Annotated in this window: 17 protein-coding genes; 9 read left to right on the top strand and 8 right to left on the bottom strand. The window is 54.7% G+C overall.

The features are described from left to right. Positions 1-35 precede the first annotated feature (35 nt). From fepC to fepD, 3 genes are read right to left on the bottom strand one after another with little or no spacing between them, the layout of a single operon-like run. Positions 36-833, bottom strand: coding sequence for an iron-enterobactin ABC transporter ATP-binding protein (fepC, locus tag C2U41_RS03695; RefSeq protein ID WP_103849051.1), 798 nt, complete (start codon positions 831-833; stop codon positions 36-38). Next, complete coding sequence (gene fepG, locus C2U41_RS03700; RefSeq protein ID WP_003022026.1) at positions 830-1822, bottom strand: iron-enterobactin ABC transporter permease; 993 nt, start codon at positions 1820-1822, stop codon at positions 830-832. Before fepG ends, fepC begins: the two co-directional genes overlap by 4 nt. Beyond that, positions 1819-2826, bottom strand: a complete 1008-nt coding sequence (gene fepD / locus C2U41_RS03705; RefSeq protein WP_003835646.1) for a Fe(3+)-siderophore ABC transporter permease — start codon at positions 2824-2826, stop codon at positions 1819-1821. Before fepD ends, fepG begins: the two co-directional genes overlap by 4 nt. 109 nt (positions 2827-2935) lie before the next feature. Between fepD and entS the strand changes: the two genes are divergently transcribed. Further along, positions 2936-4171, top strand: a complete 1236-nt coding sequence (gene entS, locus C2U41_RS03710; protein WP_103849050.1) for an enterobactin transporter EntS — start codon at positions 2936-2938, stop codon at positions 4169-4171. Positions 4172-4232: 61 nt separating this feature from the next. Here entS and fepB read toward each other — a convergent pair whose 3' ends face one another. Then, entirely contained in the window at positions 4233-5189 is a 957-nt protein-coding gene (gene fepB / locus C2U41_RS03715; protein WP_003835643.1) for a Fe2+-enterobactin ABC transporter substrate-binding protein, read from the bottom strand. A 187-nt stretch (positions 5190-5376) separates the two neighbouring features. Here fepB and entC point away from each other — a divergent pair, with 187 nt between their 5' ends. From entC to C2U41_RS03750, 7 genes are all read left to right on the top strand, one after another. Further along, a complete protein-coding gene (gene entC, locus C2U41_RS03720; protein WP_032936903.1) occupies positions 5377-6552 on the top strand; it encodes an isochorismate synthase EntC in 1176 nt (391 codons plus the stop codon). 31 nt (positions 6553-6583) lie between these two features. After that, positions 6584-8194 carry a (2,3-dihydroxybenzoyl)adenylate synthase EntE gene (entE, locus tag C2U41_RS03725; protein ID WP_032936901.1) on the top strand — a complete coding sequence of 537 codons (1611 nt, stop codon included), beginning with the start codon at positions 6584-6586 and terminating at the stop codon, positions 8192-8194. Positions 8195-8207: 13 nt separating this feature from the next. Then, positions 8208-9065, top strand: a complete 858-nt coding sequence (locus tag C2U41_RS03730; protein ID WP_003022045.1) for an isochorismatase — start codon at positions 8208-8210, stop codon at positions 9063-9065. Then, positions 9065-9820, top strand: coding sequence for a 2,3-dihydro-2,3-dihydroxybenzoate dehydrogenase EntA (entA, locus tag C2U41_RS03735; protein ID WP_103849049.1), 756 nt, complete (start codon positions 9065-9067; stop codon positions 9818-9820). Before C2U41_RS03730 ends, entA begins: the two co-directional genes overlap by 1 nt. 2 nt (positions 9821-9822) lie before the next feature. Then, positions 9823-10236, top strand: a complete 414-nt coding sequence (entH, locus tag C2U41_RS03740) for a proofreading thioesterase EntH (RefSeq protein WP_003022055.1) — start codon at positions 9823-9825, stop codon at positions 10234-10236. A 185-nt stretch (positions 10237-10421) separates the two neighbouring features. Then, positions 10422-12527: a pyruvate/proton symporter CstA gene (cstA, locus tag C2U41_RS03745; protein ID WP_032936900.1), complete on the top strand. Its 2106-nt coding sequence runs from the start codon at positions 10422-10424 to the stop codon at positions 12525-12527. Between the two features lie 63 nt (positions 12528-12590). Next, positions 12591-12788 carry a YbdD/YjiX family protein gene (locus C2U41_RS03750; protein ID WP_003022064.1) on the top strand — a complete coding sequence of 66 codons (198 nt, stop codon included), beginning with the start codon at positions 12591-12593 and terminating at the stop codon, positions 12786-12788. Positions 12789-12902: 114 nt separating this feature from the next. Here C2U41_RS03750 and C2U41_RS03760 read toward each other — a convergent pair whose 3' ends face one another. Further along, entirely contained in the window at positions 12903-13991 is a 1089-nt protein-coding gene (locus C2U41_RS03760) for an oxidoreductase (protein WP_032936899.1), read from the bottom strand. A 131-nt stretch (positions 13992-14122) separates the two neighbouring features. Between C2U41_RS03760 and C2U41_RS03765 the strand changes: the two genes are divergently transcribed. Continuing rightward, complete coding sequence (locus C2U41_RS03765; RefSeq protein WP_048216712.1) at positions 14123-15283, top strand: pyridoxal phosphate-dependent aminotransferase; 1161 nt, start codon at positions 14123-14125, stop codon at positions 15281-15283. Here C2U41_RS03765 and C2U41_RS03770 read toward each other — a convergent pair whose 3' ends face one another. From C2U41_RS03770 to C2U41_RS03785, 3 genes are all read right to left on the bottom strand, one after another. Beyond that, on the bottom strand, positions 15284-15901 hold the full coding sequence (locus C2U41_RS03770) for an IbrB-like domain-containing protein (protein WP_060855580.1): 618 nt from the start codon (positions 15899-15901) through the stop codon (positions 15284-15286). Continuing rightward, complete coding sequence (locus C2U41_RS03775; protein WP_003835626.1) at positions 15886-17109, bottom strand: phosphoadenosine phosphosulfate reductase; 1224 nt, start codon at positions 17107-17109, stop codon at positions 15886-15888. The genes C2U41_RS03770 and C2U41_RS03775 overlap by 16 nt, the downstream gene beginning before the upstream one ends. A gap of 484 nt (positions 17110-17593) precedes the next feature. Continuing rightward, positions 17594-18291, bottom strand: a protein-coding gene (locus tag C2U41_RS03785; protein WP_095033700.1) for an IS1-like element IS1B family transposase whose coding sequence is annotated in 2 segments (ribosomal slippage) — positions 17594-18042 and positions 18042-18291 — 699 coding nt in all. Because the reading frame shifts where the segments join, the coding sequence is not laid out codon by codon here. Positions 18292-18338 lie beyond the last annotated feature (47 nt).

An 18338-nucleotide genomic window follows, 5' to 3' on the forward strand; every position in this document is an offset into this window, starting at 1 on the left:
ATGGCGGCAAGCCAGCCGCCTTACGATAACGCGTGTTATTTGCTGCGTCCAAGCGGCACTACTAACGGCGTTCCGGCAACTGGATCGTCGATAATCATACAGCGCAGTCCATAGATTTTTTCAATAAGCTGCGCGGTGACGATCTCCTTCGGTGCACCCTCGGCAATAATTTTTCCATCTCGCAGCGCAATCAGATGCGTCGCATAGCGACAGGCCTGATTCAGGTCGTGCAAAACGGCGGCCAGCGTGTAGCCTTTTTCTCGGTTTAACTCACTCAGCAGTTCCAGCAGATCGATCTGATGACTGATATCCAGCCAGGTGGTGGGTTCATCAAGCAGCATAATCGACGTTTCCTGCGCCAGCACCATCGCAATCCATGCGCGTTGACGTTGTCCGCCGGAAAGGGTATCCACACTTTGTGATGCCAGGTGGGTGATACCCGTCGCCTGCATGGCGTTTGAGACCGCAATTTCATCCTCTTGCCGCCAGCGGGTAAACAGTGGCTGGTGCGGATAGCGCCCGCGGGCAACCAGCTCCTGTACCGTAATATCTCCCGGCGTGGTGGCGTTTTGCGCCAGCAAACCTATTCTTCGGGCGATTTCCTTGCTGGCATAGTGTTGAATATGTTCGCCGTCGAGCCAGACCTTGCCGTTCGCGGGCGTCATCAGGCGACTAAGCGTGCGCAGCAATGTCGATTTCCCGCAGCCATTTGGCCCGATAATCGCGGTGAAGTGACCGTCGGGAATCGACACATTGAGGTTTTCCGCCACGGTAAACTTGCCATAACCCAGCGTTAACTGGTCGCCACGCAAACGGGCTACTGATTCGGTCATTTTTTGCGGGACTCCTGAATTAACAAGACGATAAGATAAATACCGCCGAGGCTTACGGTGACAACGCCCACCGGAAGCTGATAAGGCATAAACAGCTGTTGGGCGCATAAATCCGCCATCAGCAGCAGCAACGCGCCGCACAGCGCTGACAGGGTTAATCCCCAGCGCGATGTGCCGCTTATACGTCGTGCGATATGCGGCGCGACAAGGGCAATAAACGAGATAGGACCCGCCAGCGCGGTGGCGGCAGCGGTCAGTACAACCGCAACCAGCATCATCATCAGACGCGAGCGCTCAACGCTGACACCAAGCGCACAGGCGCTGTCATCACCCATTTCCAGTAAGCGCATCCGGCGTACCAGCAATGTGGCGCATACCAGCATGATAATAATCAGCGGGGCAGACGGCCAGGTTTTGGCCCAGGTCAGGCCATTGAGCGATCCAGCGTTCCACAGTCCGGCCGTTAGCGCGGTTTCTAATGATGCTTTCAACAGTAGCCAGGTGTTGAACGCCACCAGCATGGCGCGTATGCCGATACCAATAATAATTAGCCGGAAGGTGTCGATCCCATTGCGCCAGGCGAGCGCCCAGACCACCAGAGAAGTCAGGATCCCACCGAGCATGGCCGCCAGCGCGATCGCGGTAAGATGCTGTCCGAACAGCACCATTGCCACCAGCACACCGCTCCAGGCACCGGTATTAAAGCCCATCACATCCGGGCTACCCAGCGGGTTACGCATCAGCGACTGGAATATTGCGCCGCTCACGCCGAGCGCTGCGCCAATCAATAGCGCCATGAGCACGCGTGGCAAACGCCATTCGGTCACCACCAGGGTAATACTGCGCGGCGCATCGCCGAGCAGGGCGGCAATAATTTGCTGGGTTTCCAGCGTAACAACGCCGCTACGCAGGCTCCATAAACCAATGACGAGACAACCTGCAACCAGCAGCAGGCTGCTGATTATCAGGCGGCGGGAGAGGTGCATCATGCGCCACCCCCGCGCGATTTACGGCGTACCAGAAAGATAAGCACCGGCGCGCCGATGAAAGCGCTGACCACCGACACGCGCAGCTCGCCGGGAACAATCAGGCGACCGATGATATCGGCAATCAGTAACAGAGAAGGGGTTGCCAGCAGGGTGACGGGCAGTGACCAGCGGTGATCCGCCCCCACCAGCCAGCGCGCCATGTGAGGTATCATCAGGCCGATAAAGGCGATAGGACCGACAATCGCGGTCGCGCTGCCGCACAGTACGGTAATCACCAGCAGGCCAATAAACTGTGTGCGAGCGACTTTACTACCAAGCGCGGTAGCTGTGTCGCTCCCGAGGCTCAGGCTATTCAGGGCGCGACTGAGGAACAGTGCGACAGCCGCGGCAATCAGTACTGGTACCAATACCACCTTCAGCGTTTGCAGGCTGCGGATATCCAGTGAGCCAGCTTGCCAGAAACGCAACTGATCGTAAACGTCCGGGTTGAGCAGGGCGATGCCGGTGGATAATCCTTCCAGCACCGCGCCCAGGGCAACGCCCGCCAGCGTCAGACGTACCGGGCTTAACTGCCCACCGCCCTGACTACCGGTAAAAGCTACGATCAGCGACGCAGCCAGAGCACCGCAAAAGGCCATCAGCAGTTGCTCTTGCGCAGAGGAAAAGCCGAACAGCGCGGCGCCCAGCACAATAGCGAAGCTGGCACCGGAGTTGACACCCAGAATGCCGGGATCGGCGAGAGGATTACGCGTGAGCGTTTGCATTAATGCGCCAGCCAGGCCCAGCGCACCACCGGCGAGCAGCCCCGCCAGCGTGCGTGGGAGTCGCGCGTCAAGCACGATGGTGCAATCAGCGCTTTGACAACTGCCGGTGAGCGCATCCAGCACCACGGAGGCAGGTAGCGACTTGGCGCCAATAACCAGACTTAATACCGTGGTCAGAACAAGTAATAACAATAGTCCGGGCACGGCGAAGGCGCGTGTCGCGGAAACAGAGCATGACATATCAACTTCCCTGATAATGATAGTAATTATCGTTATCGATCTTATTTGGATATGTTAGCATGTGCAGCCATCGAATGGATATTGAAAAAGTACCTGGTAAGGCTCTGTAATGAATCGACAATCATGGCTGCTCAATCTCAGCCTGTTAAAGACCCACCCTGCATTTCGTGCAGTCTTCCTCGCCCGTTTTATTTCCATTGTCTCTCTGGGGCTACTCGGCGTAGCGGTTCCGGTACAAATCCAGATGATGACCCAGTCGACCTGGCAGGTCGGTTTGTCGGTGACGCTGACCGGCAGTGCAATGTTTATTGGCCTGATGGTGGGCGGTGTGCTGGCCGACCGCTATGAGCGTAAAAAAGTGATCCTGCTGGCGCGTGGTACCTGTGGCATTGGCTTTATTGGCCTGTGTTTGAATGCGTTACTTCCCGAACCGTCGTTACTGGCAATTTATCTGCTTGGCTTATGGGACGGTTTCTTTGCTTCGCTGGGTGTGACTGCTTTGCTGGCAGCGACGCCAGCGCTGGTCGGGCGGGGGAATCTGATGCAGGCCGGGGCGATTACCATGCTGACGGTGCGTCTGGGATCGGTAATTTCGCCGATGCTTGGCGGGGTGTTGCTCGCGACCGGCGGCGTGGCCTGGAACTACGGACTGGCGGCGGCGGGAACCTTCATTACCTTACTACCGTTGCTGAGTCTTCCCGCGTTGCCGCCTCCGCCGCAGCCGCGTGAGCATCCGCTGAAATCGTTGCTGGCAGCATTCCGCTTTCTGCTTGCCAGCCCGCTGATTGGCGGTATTGCACTGCTCGGTGGTCTGTTAACCATGGCGAGCGCCGTGCGCGTGCTGTATCCGGCGTTGGCGATTAACTGGCACATGTCGAGTGCGCAAATTGGCCTGCTGTATGCGGCTATTCCGCTGGGGGCAGCCGTGGGTGCATTGACCAGCGGACAACTGGCGCACAGTCTTCGTCCGGGACTGATCATGCTGGCATCGACCGTGGCTTCATTTCTGGCTATCGGTCTGTTTGGCTTGATGCCCATTTGGCAGCTTGGGGTTATTTGCCTGGCGCTGTTTGGCTGGCTAAGTGCGGTCAGTTCGTTGTTGCAGTACACCCTGTTACAGACGCAGACGCCGGAAGCGATGCTCGGGCGAATTAATGGTTTGTGGACCGCACAGAACGTCACCGGCGATGCGATTGGCGCGGCGTTGTTAGGTGGTCTGGGCGCGATGATGACGCCAGTTGCTTCGGCAAGCGTGAGTGGGTTTGGGCTGGTGATTGTCGGTCTTTTACTGCTGCTGTTGTTGGGAGAAGTGCGCCGATTCCGGCAAGTCCCCGTGAATGTCTGATCGCGTTGTGCTCTACGGATTGTAGGCCGGATAAGGCGTTAGCCGCATCCGGCGCTGGCAATTAAAACAGAGCCGACAGACGTTGCAGCAGCAGCATTGCGCTGTAGTAGTCGAGACGGAAGGTTTCCGTACCCAGGGCATAAACACGTTTATTTTGCACGGCTGGCAGATGCGCCAGAAGCGGATTAGCGTAAATAGCATCGGCATCTTTGCTGTCGCCAGCAAACAGGAACAGCGCTTCGCCGTTCAGGCCTGCCGCCAGGTTCTCACCGCCAAGCTGGATGATATCGTGGCGTTTGCCCTGACTCTGGCTGGTATGCAAGTTGGCAGGCAGCGTTGCCAGCGTGAACCCTAACTGCTCCATCAGCTTGCCTTGCGCTGACTCAGGCGTCCACAGGTTGGCGCTGTGCGCCGCGGCGGTATATACCAGCGCGCTGACCGGCTGTGGTGGCAGGGTAATACGTTGCTTAACTGCCTGTAGTTGCTTATCAAACTCGGCAATACGCGCAGCAGCCTGTTGCTCCTGACCGGTAATTTCACCTAACTGGGTCAGCAGCGACTGCCAGCTTTTATCGTCGTAATTAATGATGAGCGTTGGCGCAATGGTGGACAGCTGATCGTACAGCGCGAGGGCAGAATCTCCCCCGGTGGCGCTTACCAGAATCAAATCCGGCATTTGAGCTGCGACGGCTTCGGCGCTCGGTTCGCCGATATACAGGCGGCTCAGTTTGCGTTCTTTTGCCACTTCGCTCCACTGGCGTAAAAAGCCCTGCGCATCGCCGATGCGATTGTTCGGCGTAGTGGCACCACTGGCGATGACCGGGGCATCAATCGCCAGCAGCGAACCGGTGAGGGTCACGCTGGTGGAGACAATTCGCTGCGGTTTATGCTCCAGCGTATGCGTGCCGCGGCTGTCAGTAACCTGACGCGGCCAGTCGGCGGCGTGACCTGAAGAAATTCCTGAAAGAGATAAACCTGCCAGTAAGAGCACGGTGCGGCAAAAAGAGGGGAGACTCACGAATCAGCTTCCTGTTATCAGTATAAGTAATGCTTCTCATTTTCATTGTTAGCGAGCAAGGATGCAAGCCAAAGTCGCACATTGTGCTACCACAAGAGTTGACATACCGCCGCTTTACTTTTAGGTTAGCGACCGAAAATATAAATGATAATCATTATTAGAGCCTTTATCATTTTTGGAGGATGATATGGATACGTCACTGGCCGAGGAAAAAACGCAGACTATGCCGACGCTCGCTCCCGACAGTTTTTTCTTTATGTCGCCGTACCGTAGTTTTACGACGTCAGGATGCTTCGCCCGCTATGCGGAACCGGCAATTGATGGCGATTCGCCAGACAGCCCTTTCCAACAAAAAATGAACACACTGTTTGCTGATGCCAAATCACAGGGTATCGCGAATCCTGTCATGGTCGGGGCGATTCCCTTTGATACCCGCCAGCCATCATCGCTGTTTATTCCCCAATCGTGGCAGAGCTTTTCTCGTACGGCGAAGCAGCGATCATCACGTTACTTTACCGCGCATCAGTCGCTGAACGTCGTGGAACGTAAATCGATCCCGGAACAGGACTTTTTTGAAGATATGGTCGCCCGGGCGGCTGCGCTGACGTCTACTCCGGAAGTCGACAAAGTGGTGTTGTCACGCCTGATCGATATCACCACCGATGCCAACATTGACAGTGGTGCGCTGCTGGAGCGTCTGGTGGCGCAAAATCCAGCGAGCTACAACTTCCATGTGCCGATTGAAGACGGCGGCGTATTGATTGGTGCCAGCCCGGAATTGCTTCTGCGCAAAGAAGGCGAGCGTTTCAGTTCTCTGCCGCTGGCGGGCTCTGCACGTCGTCAGCCTGATGATGTGCTGGATCGCGAAGCAGGGATCCGCCTGCTGGCATCTGAGAAGGACCGCCATGAGCACGAACTGGTGACGCAAGCGATGAAAACGATATTGCGCGATCGCAGCCGTGAACTGCAACTGCCTTCTTCTCCGCAGCTGGTTACTACGCCGACGCTCTGGCACCTCGGCACGCCGTTTGAAGGTAAAGCCAACGCGCAGGAAAACGCCCTGACGCTGGCGTGCCTGCTGCACCCGACGCCTGCGCTGAGCGGCTTCCCACATCAGGTTGCGCGCAAACTTATCGCCGAGCTGGAGCCGTTCGATCGCGAACTGTTCGGCGGTATTGTCGGCTGGTGTGATGCCGAAGGTAACGGTGAGTGGGTAGTGACGATCCGCTGTGCGAAGCTGCTGCGCAATCAGGTGCGTTTTTTTGCCGGAGCAGGAATTGTTCCAGCCTCTTCCCCGGTTGCGGAATGGCGTGAAACGGGGGCCAAGCTCTCCACGATGTTGAATGTTTTTGGACTGCATTAAGAGCCTTGTGGACTGGTTTTAAGGAGCAATAATGAGTATTCCATTCACCCGCTGGCCGGAAGAGTTTGCCCGCAGGTATCGTGAAAAAGGTTACTGGCAGGATTTGCCGCTGACCGACATTCTGACCCGTCATGCCGACAGCGACCATACGGCGGTTATTGATGGTGAACGCTATCTGAGCTATCGCCAGCTGAATCAGGCCGCTGACAATCTTGCCTGCAGTTTGCGTCGCCAAGGGATTAAACCCGGTGAAACCGCGCTGGTACAACTGGGCAATGTGGCTGAGCTGTATATCACCTTCTTTGCGTTACTCAAGCTGGGCGTAGCTCCGGTGTTGGCCCTGTTCAGCCATCAGCGTAACGAACTCAACGCCTATGCCAAACAGATTGAACCGGCGCTGCTGATTGCCGATCGCCAGCATACGCTGTTTAGCGGGGACGATTTTCTAAACGCTTTTGTGGCCGAACACAATTCAGTGCGCGTGGTGCAACTGCACAACGACGAAGGTGAACACAATCTGCAAACGGCGATAAGCCAACCTGCGACTGATTTTACGGCTACACCGTCGCCCGCTGATGAGGTGGCGTACTTCCAGCTTTCCGGCGGGACGACCGGGACGCCAAAGCTGATTCCTCGCACTCATAACGATTACTACTACAGCGTGCGTCGCAGCAATGAGATTTGCCGCTTCACCGGGGAAACGCGTTATTTATGTGCAATCCCGGCGGCGCATAACTACGCCATGAGTTCGCCAGGCGCGCTGGGCGTGTTCCTGGCCGGCGGCACCGTCGTGCTGGCGGCCGACCCTAGCGCTACCCTATGTTTCCCGCTGATTGAACAACATCAGGTTAACGTCACGGCGCTGGTGCCACCTGCGGTGAGCCTGTGGTTGCAGGCGATTGCGGAGTGGGGCAGCAATGCGCAATTGGCTTCGCTGAAACTGCTACAGGTCGGTGGAGCGAGACTTTCCGCCACGCTTGCGGCGCGTATTCCGGCTGAGATTGGCTGCCAGTTGCAGCAGGTCTTCGGCATGGCGGAAGGGCTGGTGAACTACACCCGTCTGGACGACAGTCCTGAGCGCATCATCAATACCCAGGGTCGCCCGATGTGTCCTGATGATGAAGTCTGGGTAGCAGACGCTGACGGCAACCCCTTAGCCCAGGGAGAGACCGGACGCCTGATGACACGTGGTCCGTACACCTTCCGTGGTTATTTCAAAAGCCCTGAGCATAATGCCAGCGCCTTTGACGCCAACGGCTTTTACTGTTCCGGCGATCTGATCGCTATCGACCCGGATGGCTACATCACCGTTCAGGGACGCGAAAAGGATCAGATCAACCGCGGCGGGGAGAAGATCGCTGCTGAAGAGATTGAAAACCTGCTGCTGCGCCATCCAATGGTTATCCATGCCGCGTTGGTCAGTATGGATGACGAACTGATGGGCGAGAAAAGCTGTGCCTGGCTAGTGGTAAAAGAACCGCTGCGCGCGGTTCAGGTGCGCCGTTTTCTGCGCGAACAGGGTGTGGCGGAATTCAAATTACCCGATCGTGTTGAGTGCGTTGAGTCATTACCGCTGACTCCAGTGGGGAAGGTAGATAAAAAACAATTACGTCAGTGGCTGGCATCACGTTCACTGGCCTGAAGGAGAAATAGAAATGGCAATTCCTAAACTGCAGGCTTATGCGCTACCAACGGCGCTTGATGTTCCGGTGAACAAAGTCGACTGGGCATTTGACCCTGAACGCGCCGCGCTGCTGATCCACGACATGCAGGATTATTTTATCGGCTTTTGGGGCGATAACTGTCCGATGATGGAGCAGGTCGTCGCGAACATCGCCGCGCTGCGCCAGTACTGCAAAGAGCATAATATTCCGGTGTATTACACCGCTCAACCGAAAGAGCAGAGTGATGAAGACCGCGCTCTGCTCAATGATATGTGGGGACCGGGCCTGACGCGTTCGCCGGAACAACAAAAGATCGTTGAGGCGCTGGCGCCGGATGAAGCGGATACCATTCTGGTGAAATGGCGTTATAGCGCATTTCATCGCTCCCCGCTGGAACAGATGCTCAAGGAAACCGGGCGTAATCAACTGATCATTACCGGGGTGTATGCGCATATTGGCTGTATGACCACCGCAACTGACGCTTTCATGCGTGACATCAAGCCGTTTATGGTTGCCGATGCGCTGGCGGACTTTAGCCGTGATGAACACTTGATGTCGCTGAAATACGTGGCGGGACGTTCCGGGCGTGTGGTTATGACCCAGGAATTATTACCGACGCCGGTTCCGGCCAGTAAAGATGCGTTGCGCAGCGTTATTCTGCCGCTGCTGGATGAGTCCGAAGAGCCGATGGATGACGAAAACCTGATCGACTATGGGCTGGATTCCGTGCGCATGATGGCGCTGGCGGCGCGCTGGCGTAAGGTTCATGGTGACATTGATTTCGTGATGCTGGCGAAAAAACCGACCATTGACGCATGGTGGGCTCTGCTCTCCCGCGAGGTGAAGTAATGGCCGGATTTGAGTTTGCCGGGAAAACCGTCTGGGTAACCGGGGCGGGAAAAGGGATTGGCTACACCACGGCGCTGGCGTTTGCGAATGCAGGTGCTGAGGTGACTGGATTCGATCGCGAATTTCCTCAGGATAACTACCCGTTTACGACCGAAGTGCTGGATGTGGCGAATGCCGGACAGGTAGCTGAGGTGTGCCAGCGCGTCCTCAAAGCGCGCGAGCGTTTGGATGTGTTGGTCAATGCCGCAGGTATTTTGCGTATGGGTGCCACCGATGCGCTAAGCGCTGAGGAGTGGCAGCAGACGTTTGCGGTTAACGTTGGCGGAGCGTTCAATCTGTTTCAGCAGACGATGGCGCAGTTTCGTCGCCAGCAGGGCGGGGCGATCGTGACCGTCGCGTCGGATGCGGCGCACACGCCGCGTATCGGCATGAGTGCTTACGGTGCGTCAAAGGCCGCGTTGAAAAGCCTGGCGCTGACCGTCGGACTTGAACTGGCAGGCAGCGGTGTGCGTTGTAACGTGGTTTCTCCGGGTTCGACCGATACCGACATGCAGCGTACGCTGTGGGTCAGCGATGACGCGGAGCAACAGCGCATTCGTGGATTTGGCGAGCAGTTTAAGCTTGGGATTCCGCTGGGGAAAATCGCCCGGCCGCAAGAGATCACCAACACTATTTTATTCCTCGCTTCCGATCTGGCCAGCCACATTACATTACAGGATATCGTGGTGGACGGCGGTTCCACGCTGGGGGCATGACGATGATCTGGAAACGTCATTTGACGCTGGATGAACTCAATGCCACCAGTCAGAACACGATGGTGGCGCATCTGGGAATGGTCTATACCCGACTGGGTGATGATGTGCTGGAAGCCGAAATGCCGGTGGATAGCCGAACGCATCAGCCGTTTGGCCTGCTGCATGGCGGCGCGTCGGCGGCCCTGGCGGAAACGTTGGGTTCGATGGCGGGTTATCTGATGACGCGCGACGGGCAGTGTGTGGTGGGGACGGAACTAAACGCCACGCATCATCGGGCGGTATCGCAGGGGAAAGTACGCGGCGTTTGTCAGCCGTTGCATCTTGGGCGTCAAAATCAAAGCTGGGAAATCGTCATCTTTGATGAGCAGGGACGACGCTGTTGCACCTGCCGTTTAGGCACGGCGGTGATGGGGTGAGGTTACCCGGCAAAGTAAAATGAAATTGCAGAGTTAACAGGTAAATGAAGTGATCCAGTTAACAATGCAATGTAAATAGTCAGTTATGTCTCAGGTTTATGTGGTTGTCAGGTTGTTAAAATCAGGAAAGATGTTATAGAAACAAAATGTAACATCTTTCTGGATCACGCAAACGGACAACAACTATGAATAAATCAGGGAAATACCTCCTCTGGACATTGCTCTCCGTTATCGGAGCATTTGCCCTGGGATATATTGCGTTAAATCGTGGTGAACAGATCAACGCGTTGTGGATAGTCGTGGCGTCAGTCTGTGTCTACCTTATCGCTTACCGTTTCTACGGCCTGTACATCGCGAAAAATGTACTGGCGCTGGACCCGACGCGTATGACGCCAGCCGTGCGTCATAACGATGGTCTGGATTATGTACCCACCGATAAAAAAGTACTGTTTGGTCACCATTTTGCGGCGATTGCCGGAGCGGGTCCGTTAGTTGGACCGGTGCTGGCGGCGCAAATGGGCTATCTGCCGGGGATGATCTGGCTGCTCGCCGGGGTGGTACTGGCAGGGGCGGTGCAGGACTTCATGGTGCTGTTTGTTTCTACCCGTCGCGATGGTCGTTCCCTTGGCGAACTGGTGAAAGAAGAGATGGGCCCAACGGCGGGTGTTATTGCGCTGGTAGCCTGTTTTATGATCATGGTGATTATCCTCGCGGTACTGGCGATGATTGTCGTGAAAGCGCTGACCCACAGCCCGTGGGGAACTTACACCGTAGCGTTCACTATCCCGCTGGCGATTTTTATGGGGATTTACCTGCGCTATCTGCGCCCGGGCCGCATTGGTGAAGTGTCGGTTATTGGTCTGGTATTCCTGGTGTTTGCCATTATTTCCGGCGGCTGGGTAGCGGAAAGCCCGACCTGGGCACCGTACTTTGACTTTACCGGCGTACAGCTGACCTGGATGCTGGTGGGCTACGGTTTTGTCGCCGCCGTGCTGCCGGTGTGGCTGCTGTTGGCCCCGCGTGATTACCTCTCTACCTTCCTGAAAATCGGCACCATTGTTGGTCTGGCGGTAGGGATTCTGATCATGCGTCCGACGCTGACCATGCCAGCTCTGACCAAGTTTGTTGACGGTACCGGCCCGGTCTGGAGCGGTAACCTGTTCCCGTTCCTGTTTATTACCATCGCCTGCGGCGCAGTCTCTGGTTTCCACGCGCTGATTGCCTCCGGCACCACGCCGAAGATGCTGGCGAATGAAGGTCAGGCCTGTTTTATCGGCTATGGCGGGATGCTGATGGAATCCTTTGTCGCCATTATGGCGCTGGTGGCGGCCTGCGTTATTGACCCGGGCGTTTACTTTGCGATGAACAGCCCAATGGCGGTACTGGCACCTGCCGGAACCACCGATGTGGTTGCGTCAGCGGCACAGGTAGTCAGCAGTTGGGGTTTTGTTATCACGCCTGATACGCTGCATCAGATCGCTAACGATGTCGGCGAACAATCCATTATCTCCCGCGCAGGTGGTGCGCCGACGCTGGCCGTCGGGATGGCGTACATTCTGCATGGCGCGCTGGGTGGCATGATGGATGTGGCGTTCTGGTATCACTTCGCCATTCTGTTTGAAGCTTTGTTTATTTTGACGGCGGTTGATGCCGGTACACGCGCTGCGCGCTTTATGCTGCAGGACTTGCTGGGCGTGGTGTCACCGGGCCTGAAACGTACCGATTCGTTGCCTGCGAACCTGCTGGCGACGGCGCTGTGCGTGCTGGCCTGGGGTTACTTCTTACACCAGGGCGTGGTGGATCCTCTGGGTGGTATTAATACCCTGTGGCCGCTGTTTGGTATTGCTAACCAGATGCTGGCCGGTATGGCGTTGATGCTCTGTGCTGTGGTGCTGTTCAAGATGAAACGCCAGCGTTACGCGTGGGTGGCACTGGTCCCAACCGCCTGGCTGCTGATTTGTACCCTGACCGCTGGCTGGCAGAAAGCGTTTAGCCCGGATGCAAAAATCGGCTTCCTGGCTATCGCCAACAAATTCCAGGCGATGATCGACAGTGGTAACATTCCGGCGCAGTACACCCAGTCGCAGCTGACGCAGCTGGTGTTTAACAACCGCCTGGATGCGGGTCTCACCATCTTCTTCATGGTAGTCGTTGTGGTGCTGGGTCTGTTCTCCATCAAAACTGCGCTGGCAGCATTGAAAGAGGACAAACCAACGTCGAAAGAGACGCCGTACGAGCCGATGCCTGAGAATGTCGAAGAGATCGTGGCGCAGGCGAAAGGCGCGCACTAATATTCTCTTAACCAATGAGCCCTCTCCTGAACGGGGAGGGCGTTTGTACGACAGGGAATCACTATGTTTGAAACACTCGCCAAAGCCGGGAAGTATTTAGGTCAAACCGCCCGATTAATGATAGGTGTGCCGGATTACGACAACTATGTTGAACATATGCGCGTCACGCATCCGGACCAAACGCCAATGACCTACGAAGAATTTTTCCGCGAGCGCCAGGATGCGCGATATGGGGGGAAAGGCGGCGCGAAGTGCTGTTGATTTTTTGCCGGATGGCGCTGACGCTTATCCGGCCTACAACATCGCATTTGCCGTTATAATTAGTCGTCGTAGGCCTGATAAGACGAAGCCGCTATCAGGCATCCCATACCCTAATCATACAGTAAACGACTCTACCTTTTCGAATGCTGCGCGCAGTGTCTCCGGCGTTAACGTTACCGGCAGGGCGTGAATGGACTCCACCGGGCGCAGGGTGTGCGTAATCACTTTGTCGATTTCTGCGCGATTATTGATATCCACGTCCAGTTGAGCTAATCGGGTTGGCAGGTTGAAGCGCTGATAGGCGGTAATTAACTGCACCAGCACGGCATCTTGTCCCAACAACGCACTCTGCACCAGGATGCCGTACGCCACTTTAGTGCCATGTAAAAACTTCTCTGTTTGTGGGAGGACGGTCAGGCCATTGTGAACAGAATGCGCCGCCGCCACGCGGGTGTAGCGCTCGCCCAGACCACCAACCATGCCGCCTCCGGCAATAATCGCATCCACTACATCGCAAAACGTGCGGCTTAACGAGCCTTGTTGTTTGTCTGTCAGCGCCTGCTCGCTGCTTTCCAGCAGGACGTCGCGGATCGTCTGCGCGGCATCGATACCCAGACGAACAGTTAATGGCAGGTTTTCTGGCTGAGGCGCAAGCACGACGGCCTCGTACCACTTCGCCAGCGTGTCGCCGATCCCCGCCAGTAGATATTCCTCTGGCGCATTGAGAACGATCTCGGGTTCGACCAGAACGAGGAAATTGGCATCAGGGAAAATTTCAAAATGCAGCGCCTGGCCTGCATCGTTATACCAGACGGAGAGCGGCGTCCAGGCAGCGCAGGTCGCCGCAATCGTAGGAATACCGACAAACGGCAGATCCAGACGACGGGCCAACGCTTTAGCGGTGTCGAGCAATGTTCCTCCGCCCACGCCAATCACCACGCTGCGATTCTCTCCCGACTCTTTTGCCAGTTGAGCAACATCGGTTTCGCTGCAATGTCCCGTAAACAGCAGGCGCTTAGCCTCGGCGAGATGAAATGTCTCTGGCAGATAAGGGCGGGCCGCATCGATAGCGCGCTCACCATAAACCCACACGGCGCGTGAAAGTTGGTCGGTAGTGAAAAAATCGTTGAGTCTCGACAGGCTGCCGGGATGGGAAAAATAGTTGGCCGGGCCGGTGACGACGCGAATCTCTGTATTACTCATGTTGTGTTGTCCTTTGGCTGTCCTGTCCAGGCAGGTTATTTTTATATAGACGTCTGAACGTCTTGATTGCCAAATACTAGCATCGTGTTATAGTGGCTTCAACCACAACATCACACGCTGGGATAACAATAATGAGTAATAACCCGCTGATTCCGCAAAGCAAACTGCCTAACCTAGGCACTACTATCTTCACGCAAATGAGTGCGCTGGCGCAGCAGCATCAGGCCATTAATCTCTCGCAGGGATTTCCTGATTTTGACGGTCCGCTCTTTTTGCAGGAGCGTTTGGCGTATCACGTCGCGCACGGTGCAAACCAGTATGCACCGATGACGGGCGTGCAGCCGCTGCGCGAAGCCATCGCGGATAAAACGGCAGACCTGTACGGCTACAAACCCGACGCGAATAGTGAAGTGACCATCACGGCGGGGGCCACAGAAGCGCTGTATGCCGCGATCACTGCGCTGGTGCGCCCAGGTGATGAGGTGATTTGTTTTGACCCGAGCTACGACAGCTATGCGCCTGCGGTTGAATTATCCGGCGGGGTGGTTAAACGTATCGCGCTGCAACCACCGTCTTTTCGCGTCGACTGGCAGGCTTTTAGTGCCTTACTCAGCGACCGTACCCGATTGGTTATCCTGAACACGCCACATAATCCTTCTGCCACCGTGTGGCATCACGCCGATTTTGACGCGCTGTGGCAAGCAATTAAAGAACGCGAGATCTTTGTCATCAGCGACGAAGTTTATGAGCATATCTGTTTCGCCAGGCAAGGGCATGCCAGTGTGCTGGCACATTCAGAGCTGCGGGAACGCGCTGTTGCTGTTTCATCGTTTGGTAAGACCTACCATATGACCGGCTGGAAGATTGGCTACTGCGTTGCGCCAGCAGCCATTAGCGCTGAGTTACGCAAGGTACACCAGTATCTGACGTTTTCCGTCAACACGCCGGCTCAGTTGGCACTGGCGGATATGCTACGAGAAGATCCTGCACACTATCGCGAGCTGCCTGCGTTTTATCAGAAAAAACGCGACGTGTTGGTGAACGCGCTGCGTGACAGCCGACTGGAAATTCTGCCGTGTGAAGGCACGTACTTTCTGCTGGTCGATTACAGCGCCGTTTCCACGCTTAACGACGTGGAATTTTGCCAGTGGCTGACCACTGAAGTGGGCGTTGCGGCGATACCGCTGTCTGTGTTCTGCGCCGATCCTTTCCCGCATAAACTGATTCGTCTCTGTTTTGCCAAGCAAGAATCGACGCTGTTAACAGCAGCTGAACGTCTGGTGTCGCTGTAGCTATTTCACCGTCCAGGCTTTGGAGAATCGACGGTCGGCGAACAACTCTTGCAGACCGTTGATTTGCTTCAGGCGTAACACCTCGTCGTTGTCCATGCCGAGATCCTTGCTAATTCTTTCTTCACTCCATCCCAGTTGCGATAGCTCGCGGACAATCTCGGACATGGCGTGGATTTGATGACGCCCACGGGCGCGGTTGTGGCGAATGGTCGCCGCCATACGCTCATGGCGTTCTCGTTCTAAACAGGCAACCGGCAGGTATCCTTTAAGCCTGGGCCTCAGTGAGGCTTTGGCTTTACCTAACTCGTGGCGGTGGAAACCGTCGACAATTTCGTATTCATCTGCCGTTGAGTGAACCACCACAATGGGCTGTGTAAACCCGTCTGCTTCAAGGGACTTCAGCAGCAGCTTTTTCTCCGGTGGCGCAACGTTATTGGGGTTGTAGTCATTGGGTGAAATGTGATCATTTTTAACCCAAAGTACGCAATCTACGGGTTCCTCGCGAAAGGGACTGACGCTGTGTATCGCCCGCCTGAATTCATTGATGGCTTCAATTCGTTCTTCTTCTGACAGGCCAGAAAGAAAGCCGAGGAGTTCGTGAGTTAGTCGGTGTTGCATAAGATTCCCCATTCCTGGCGTTTTGTTTTCATACGTTCGTTATAGCGTTGGTAGTTTTTGGGTTTCGTTGGACTGAATGAAAGTGCCCGACACCAGTAATCATTATTCAACAGGACTTTGCAGATACGTCGCCATGAAGGAATATCTTTCGAACCAATATCGCCTTCCTGAGTTTGCGGGATATTATCCATGCCTTTTTTCTTATACCACTGCAAATAGACGGCGATTTTATTGCGGTAATGCTCTGCGGTAGTCTCCGGCATGCTGTTCAATAGCAGCATGGCATATTCCTGCCAGCTTAAATGCTCTGGTTTAAGTATTTTCCGATGACCGTAAAAATGGTTGTCATGACCGGCATAAATCCCCCCGCTTTTAACACCGCTGACACGGGCGCACATAGCCGCCCAGCGCTCGGGTTCAATGACATGATATAACCATAATCCCTGACGCTGTTCCGGGCCAAAGGGTTCGCAAATGCGCATATATCGTGTCGGGACCCCGGCCTGGTACATCAGATTATACAGGGGGTTACACGGCAATTTTGACTTCGCAAACCACGTCCAGATGTCGGCTGTTTTCCAGTCATACAGCGGGTAAATATACCAGGTGTGTCCACCAGGTGCTGCAGTCGTCCACGGCTTGTCATCGGCAAAACGCTGCTTTTGCGAGTTGGCAATGGCAACAAAGCGGTTATATGACTCATCGGCGCGGATGCCCACCATCATGGCAGCCGGTCGTTTCTGCGAAAACCAGTCAGCGAACTCACGAACAAATTGTTCAAAGGTCATGCCGGGTTGATAGAAGGAGAAATATTCAGGATCGGTTATGGCATCTGCGGGCGGCTGGCGAACCCATTGCGTACCCGGCTCCCAACACTGCCATTCGGGTTGAAATTGTGACAGTGAATTCTGCGTCGTCAGCGGTAATGCCACCCAATAGAAATTTTCGATGACATCGGAATAACTCTCGCGCAGCGCCTGGATATAATCGATAGTGCAGGAAAACTGCGCCTCCCAGTCGATAAACAAGACGTTTATTTTTTTCTGTAACTGGCGGGCAATGGCGGCGGTTAGATGTAACATCAGCCCCGAATCTTTACCTCCAGAGAAAGAAACGCAAATGCGTGGCAGAGCCTCAAGCGTCCAGGCGATACGATCCTGTGCGGCTTCGAGAACGTTTTGATTCAATGGTATTTTATAAACAGACATATCAAGACCATATCAGAGATTTTTATTGTTTGTATTAATAAGAGATGCACATTATTACGATATGCCAATTTATATAGTATGCAATATTTAAATATATATTTAATTTATATGTGTTGCCTTGTTATATTCTGAAAATGAATTAAATGTACTGATGAGAAGTTGCAATACGATTTACAGACCTTCTGAGGAGATTTGATTTATATATGCAGCGAATGCTTTGTTGTTAAGCGACGCCCTGTTATACATTAAAAATAGCTGGACGCTGGGTAGATTAAAGTCAACACTAATCTCTTTGAGATTAAGTGCAGTCGCATAGTGATCGTACATTAATTTAGGAATCAGGCCAATAATATCCGTGCTGGAAATAATATTAACGATTGATGTCAGAGAATCGCTACTAAATCCAATCTTACGATTAACAAAAAAAGTATTGGCTTGTGATTGACATTCTTTAATACCTTTCTCTTCGGGTAATGACTCCAACTTATTGATAGTGTTTTATGTTCAGATAATGCCCGATGACTTTGTCATGCAGCTCCACCGATTTTGAGAACGACAGCGACTTCCGTCCCAGCCGTGCCAGGTGCTGCCTCAGATTCAGGTTATGCCGCTCAATTCGCTGCGTATATCGCTTGCTGATTACGTGCAGCTTTCCCTTCAGGCGGGATTCATACAGCGGCCAGCCATCCGTCATCCATATCACCACGTCAAAGGGTGACAGCAGGCTCATAAGACGCCCCAGCGTCGCCATAGTGCGTTCACCGAATACGTGCGCAACAACCGTCTTCCGGAGCCTGTCATACGCGTAAAACAGCCAGCGCTGGCGCGATTTAGCCCCGACGTATCCCCACTGTTCGTCCATTTCCGCGCAGACGATGACGTCACTGCCCGGCTGTATGCGCGAGGTTACCGACTGCGGCCTGAGTTTTTTAAATGGCGGAAAATCGTGTTGAGGCCAACGCCCATAATGCGGGCGGTTGCCCGGCATCCAACGCCATTCATGGCCATATCAATGATTTTCTGGTGCGTACCGGGTTGAGAAGCGGTGTAAGTGAACTGCAGTTGCCATGTTTTACGGCAGTGAGAGCAGAGATAGCGCTGATGTCCGGCGGTGCTTTTGCCGTTACGCACCACCCCGTCAGTAGCTGAACAGGAGGGACAGCTGATAGAAACAGAAGCCACTGGAGCACCTCAAAAACACCATCATACACTAAATCAGTAAGTTGGCA

This window comes from Citrobacter freundii complex sp. CFNIH4, assembly GCF_002934505.1.
GTDB lineage: Bacteria > Pseudomonadota > Gammaproteobacteria > Enterobacterales > Enterobacteriaceae > Citrobacter > Citrobacter freundii.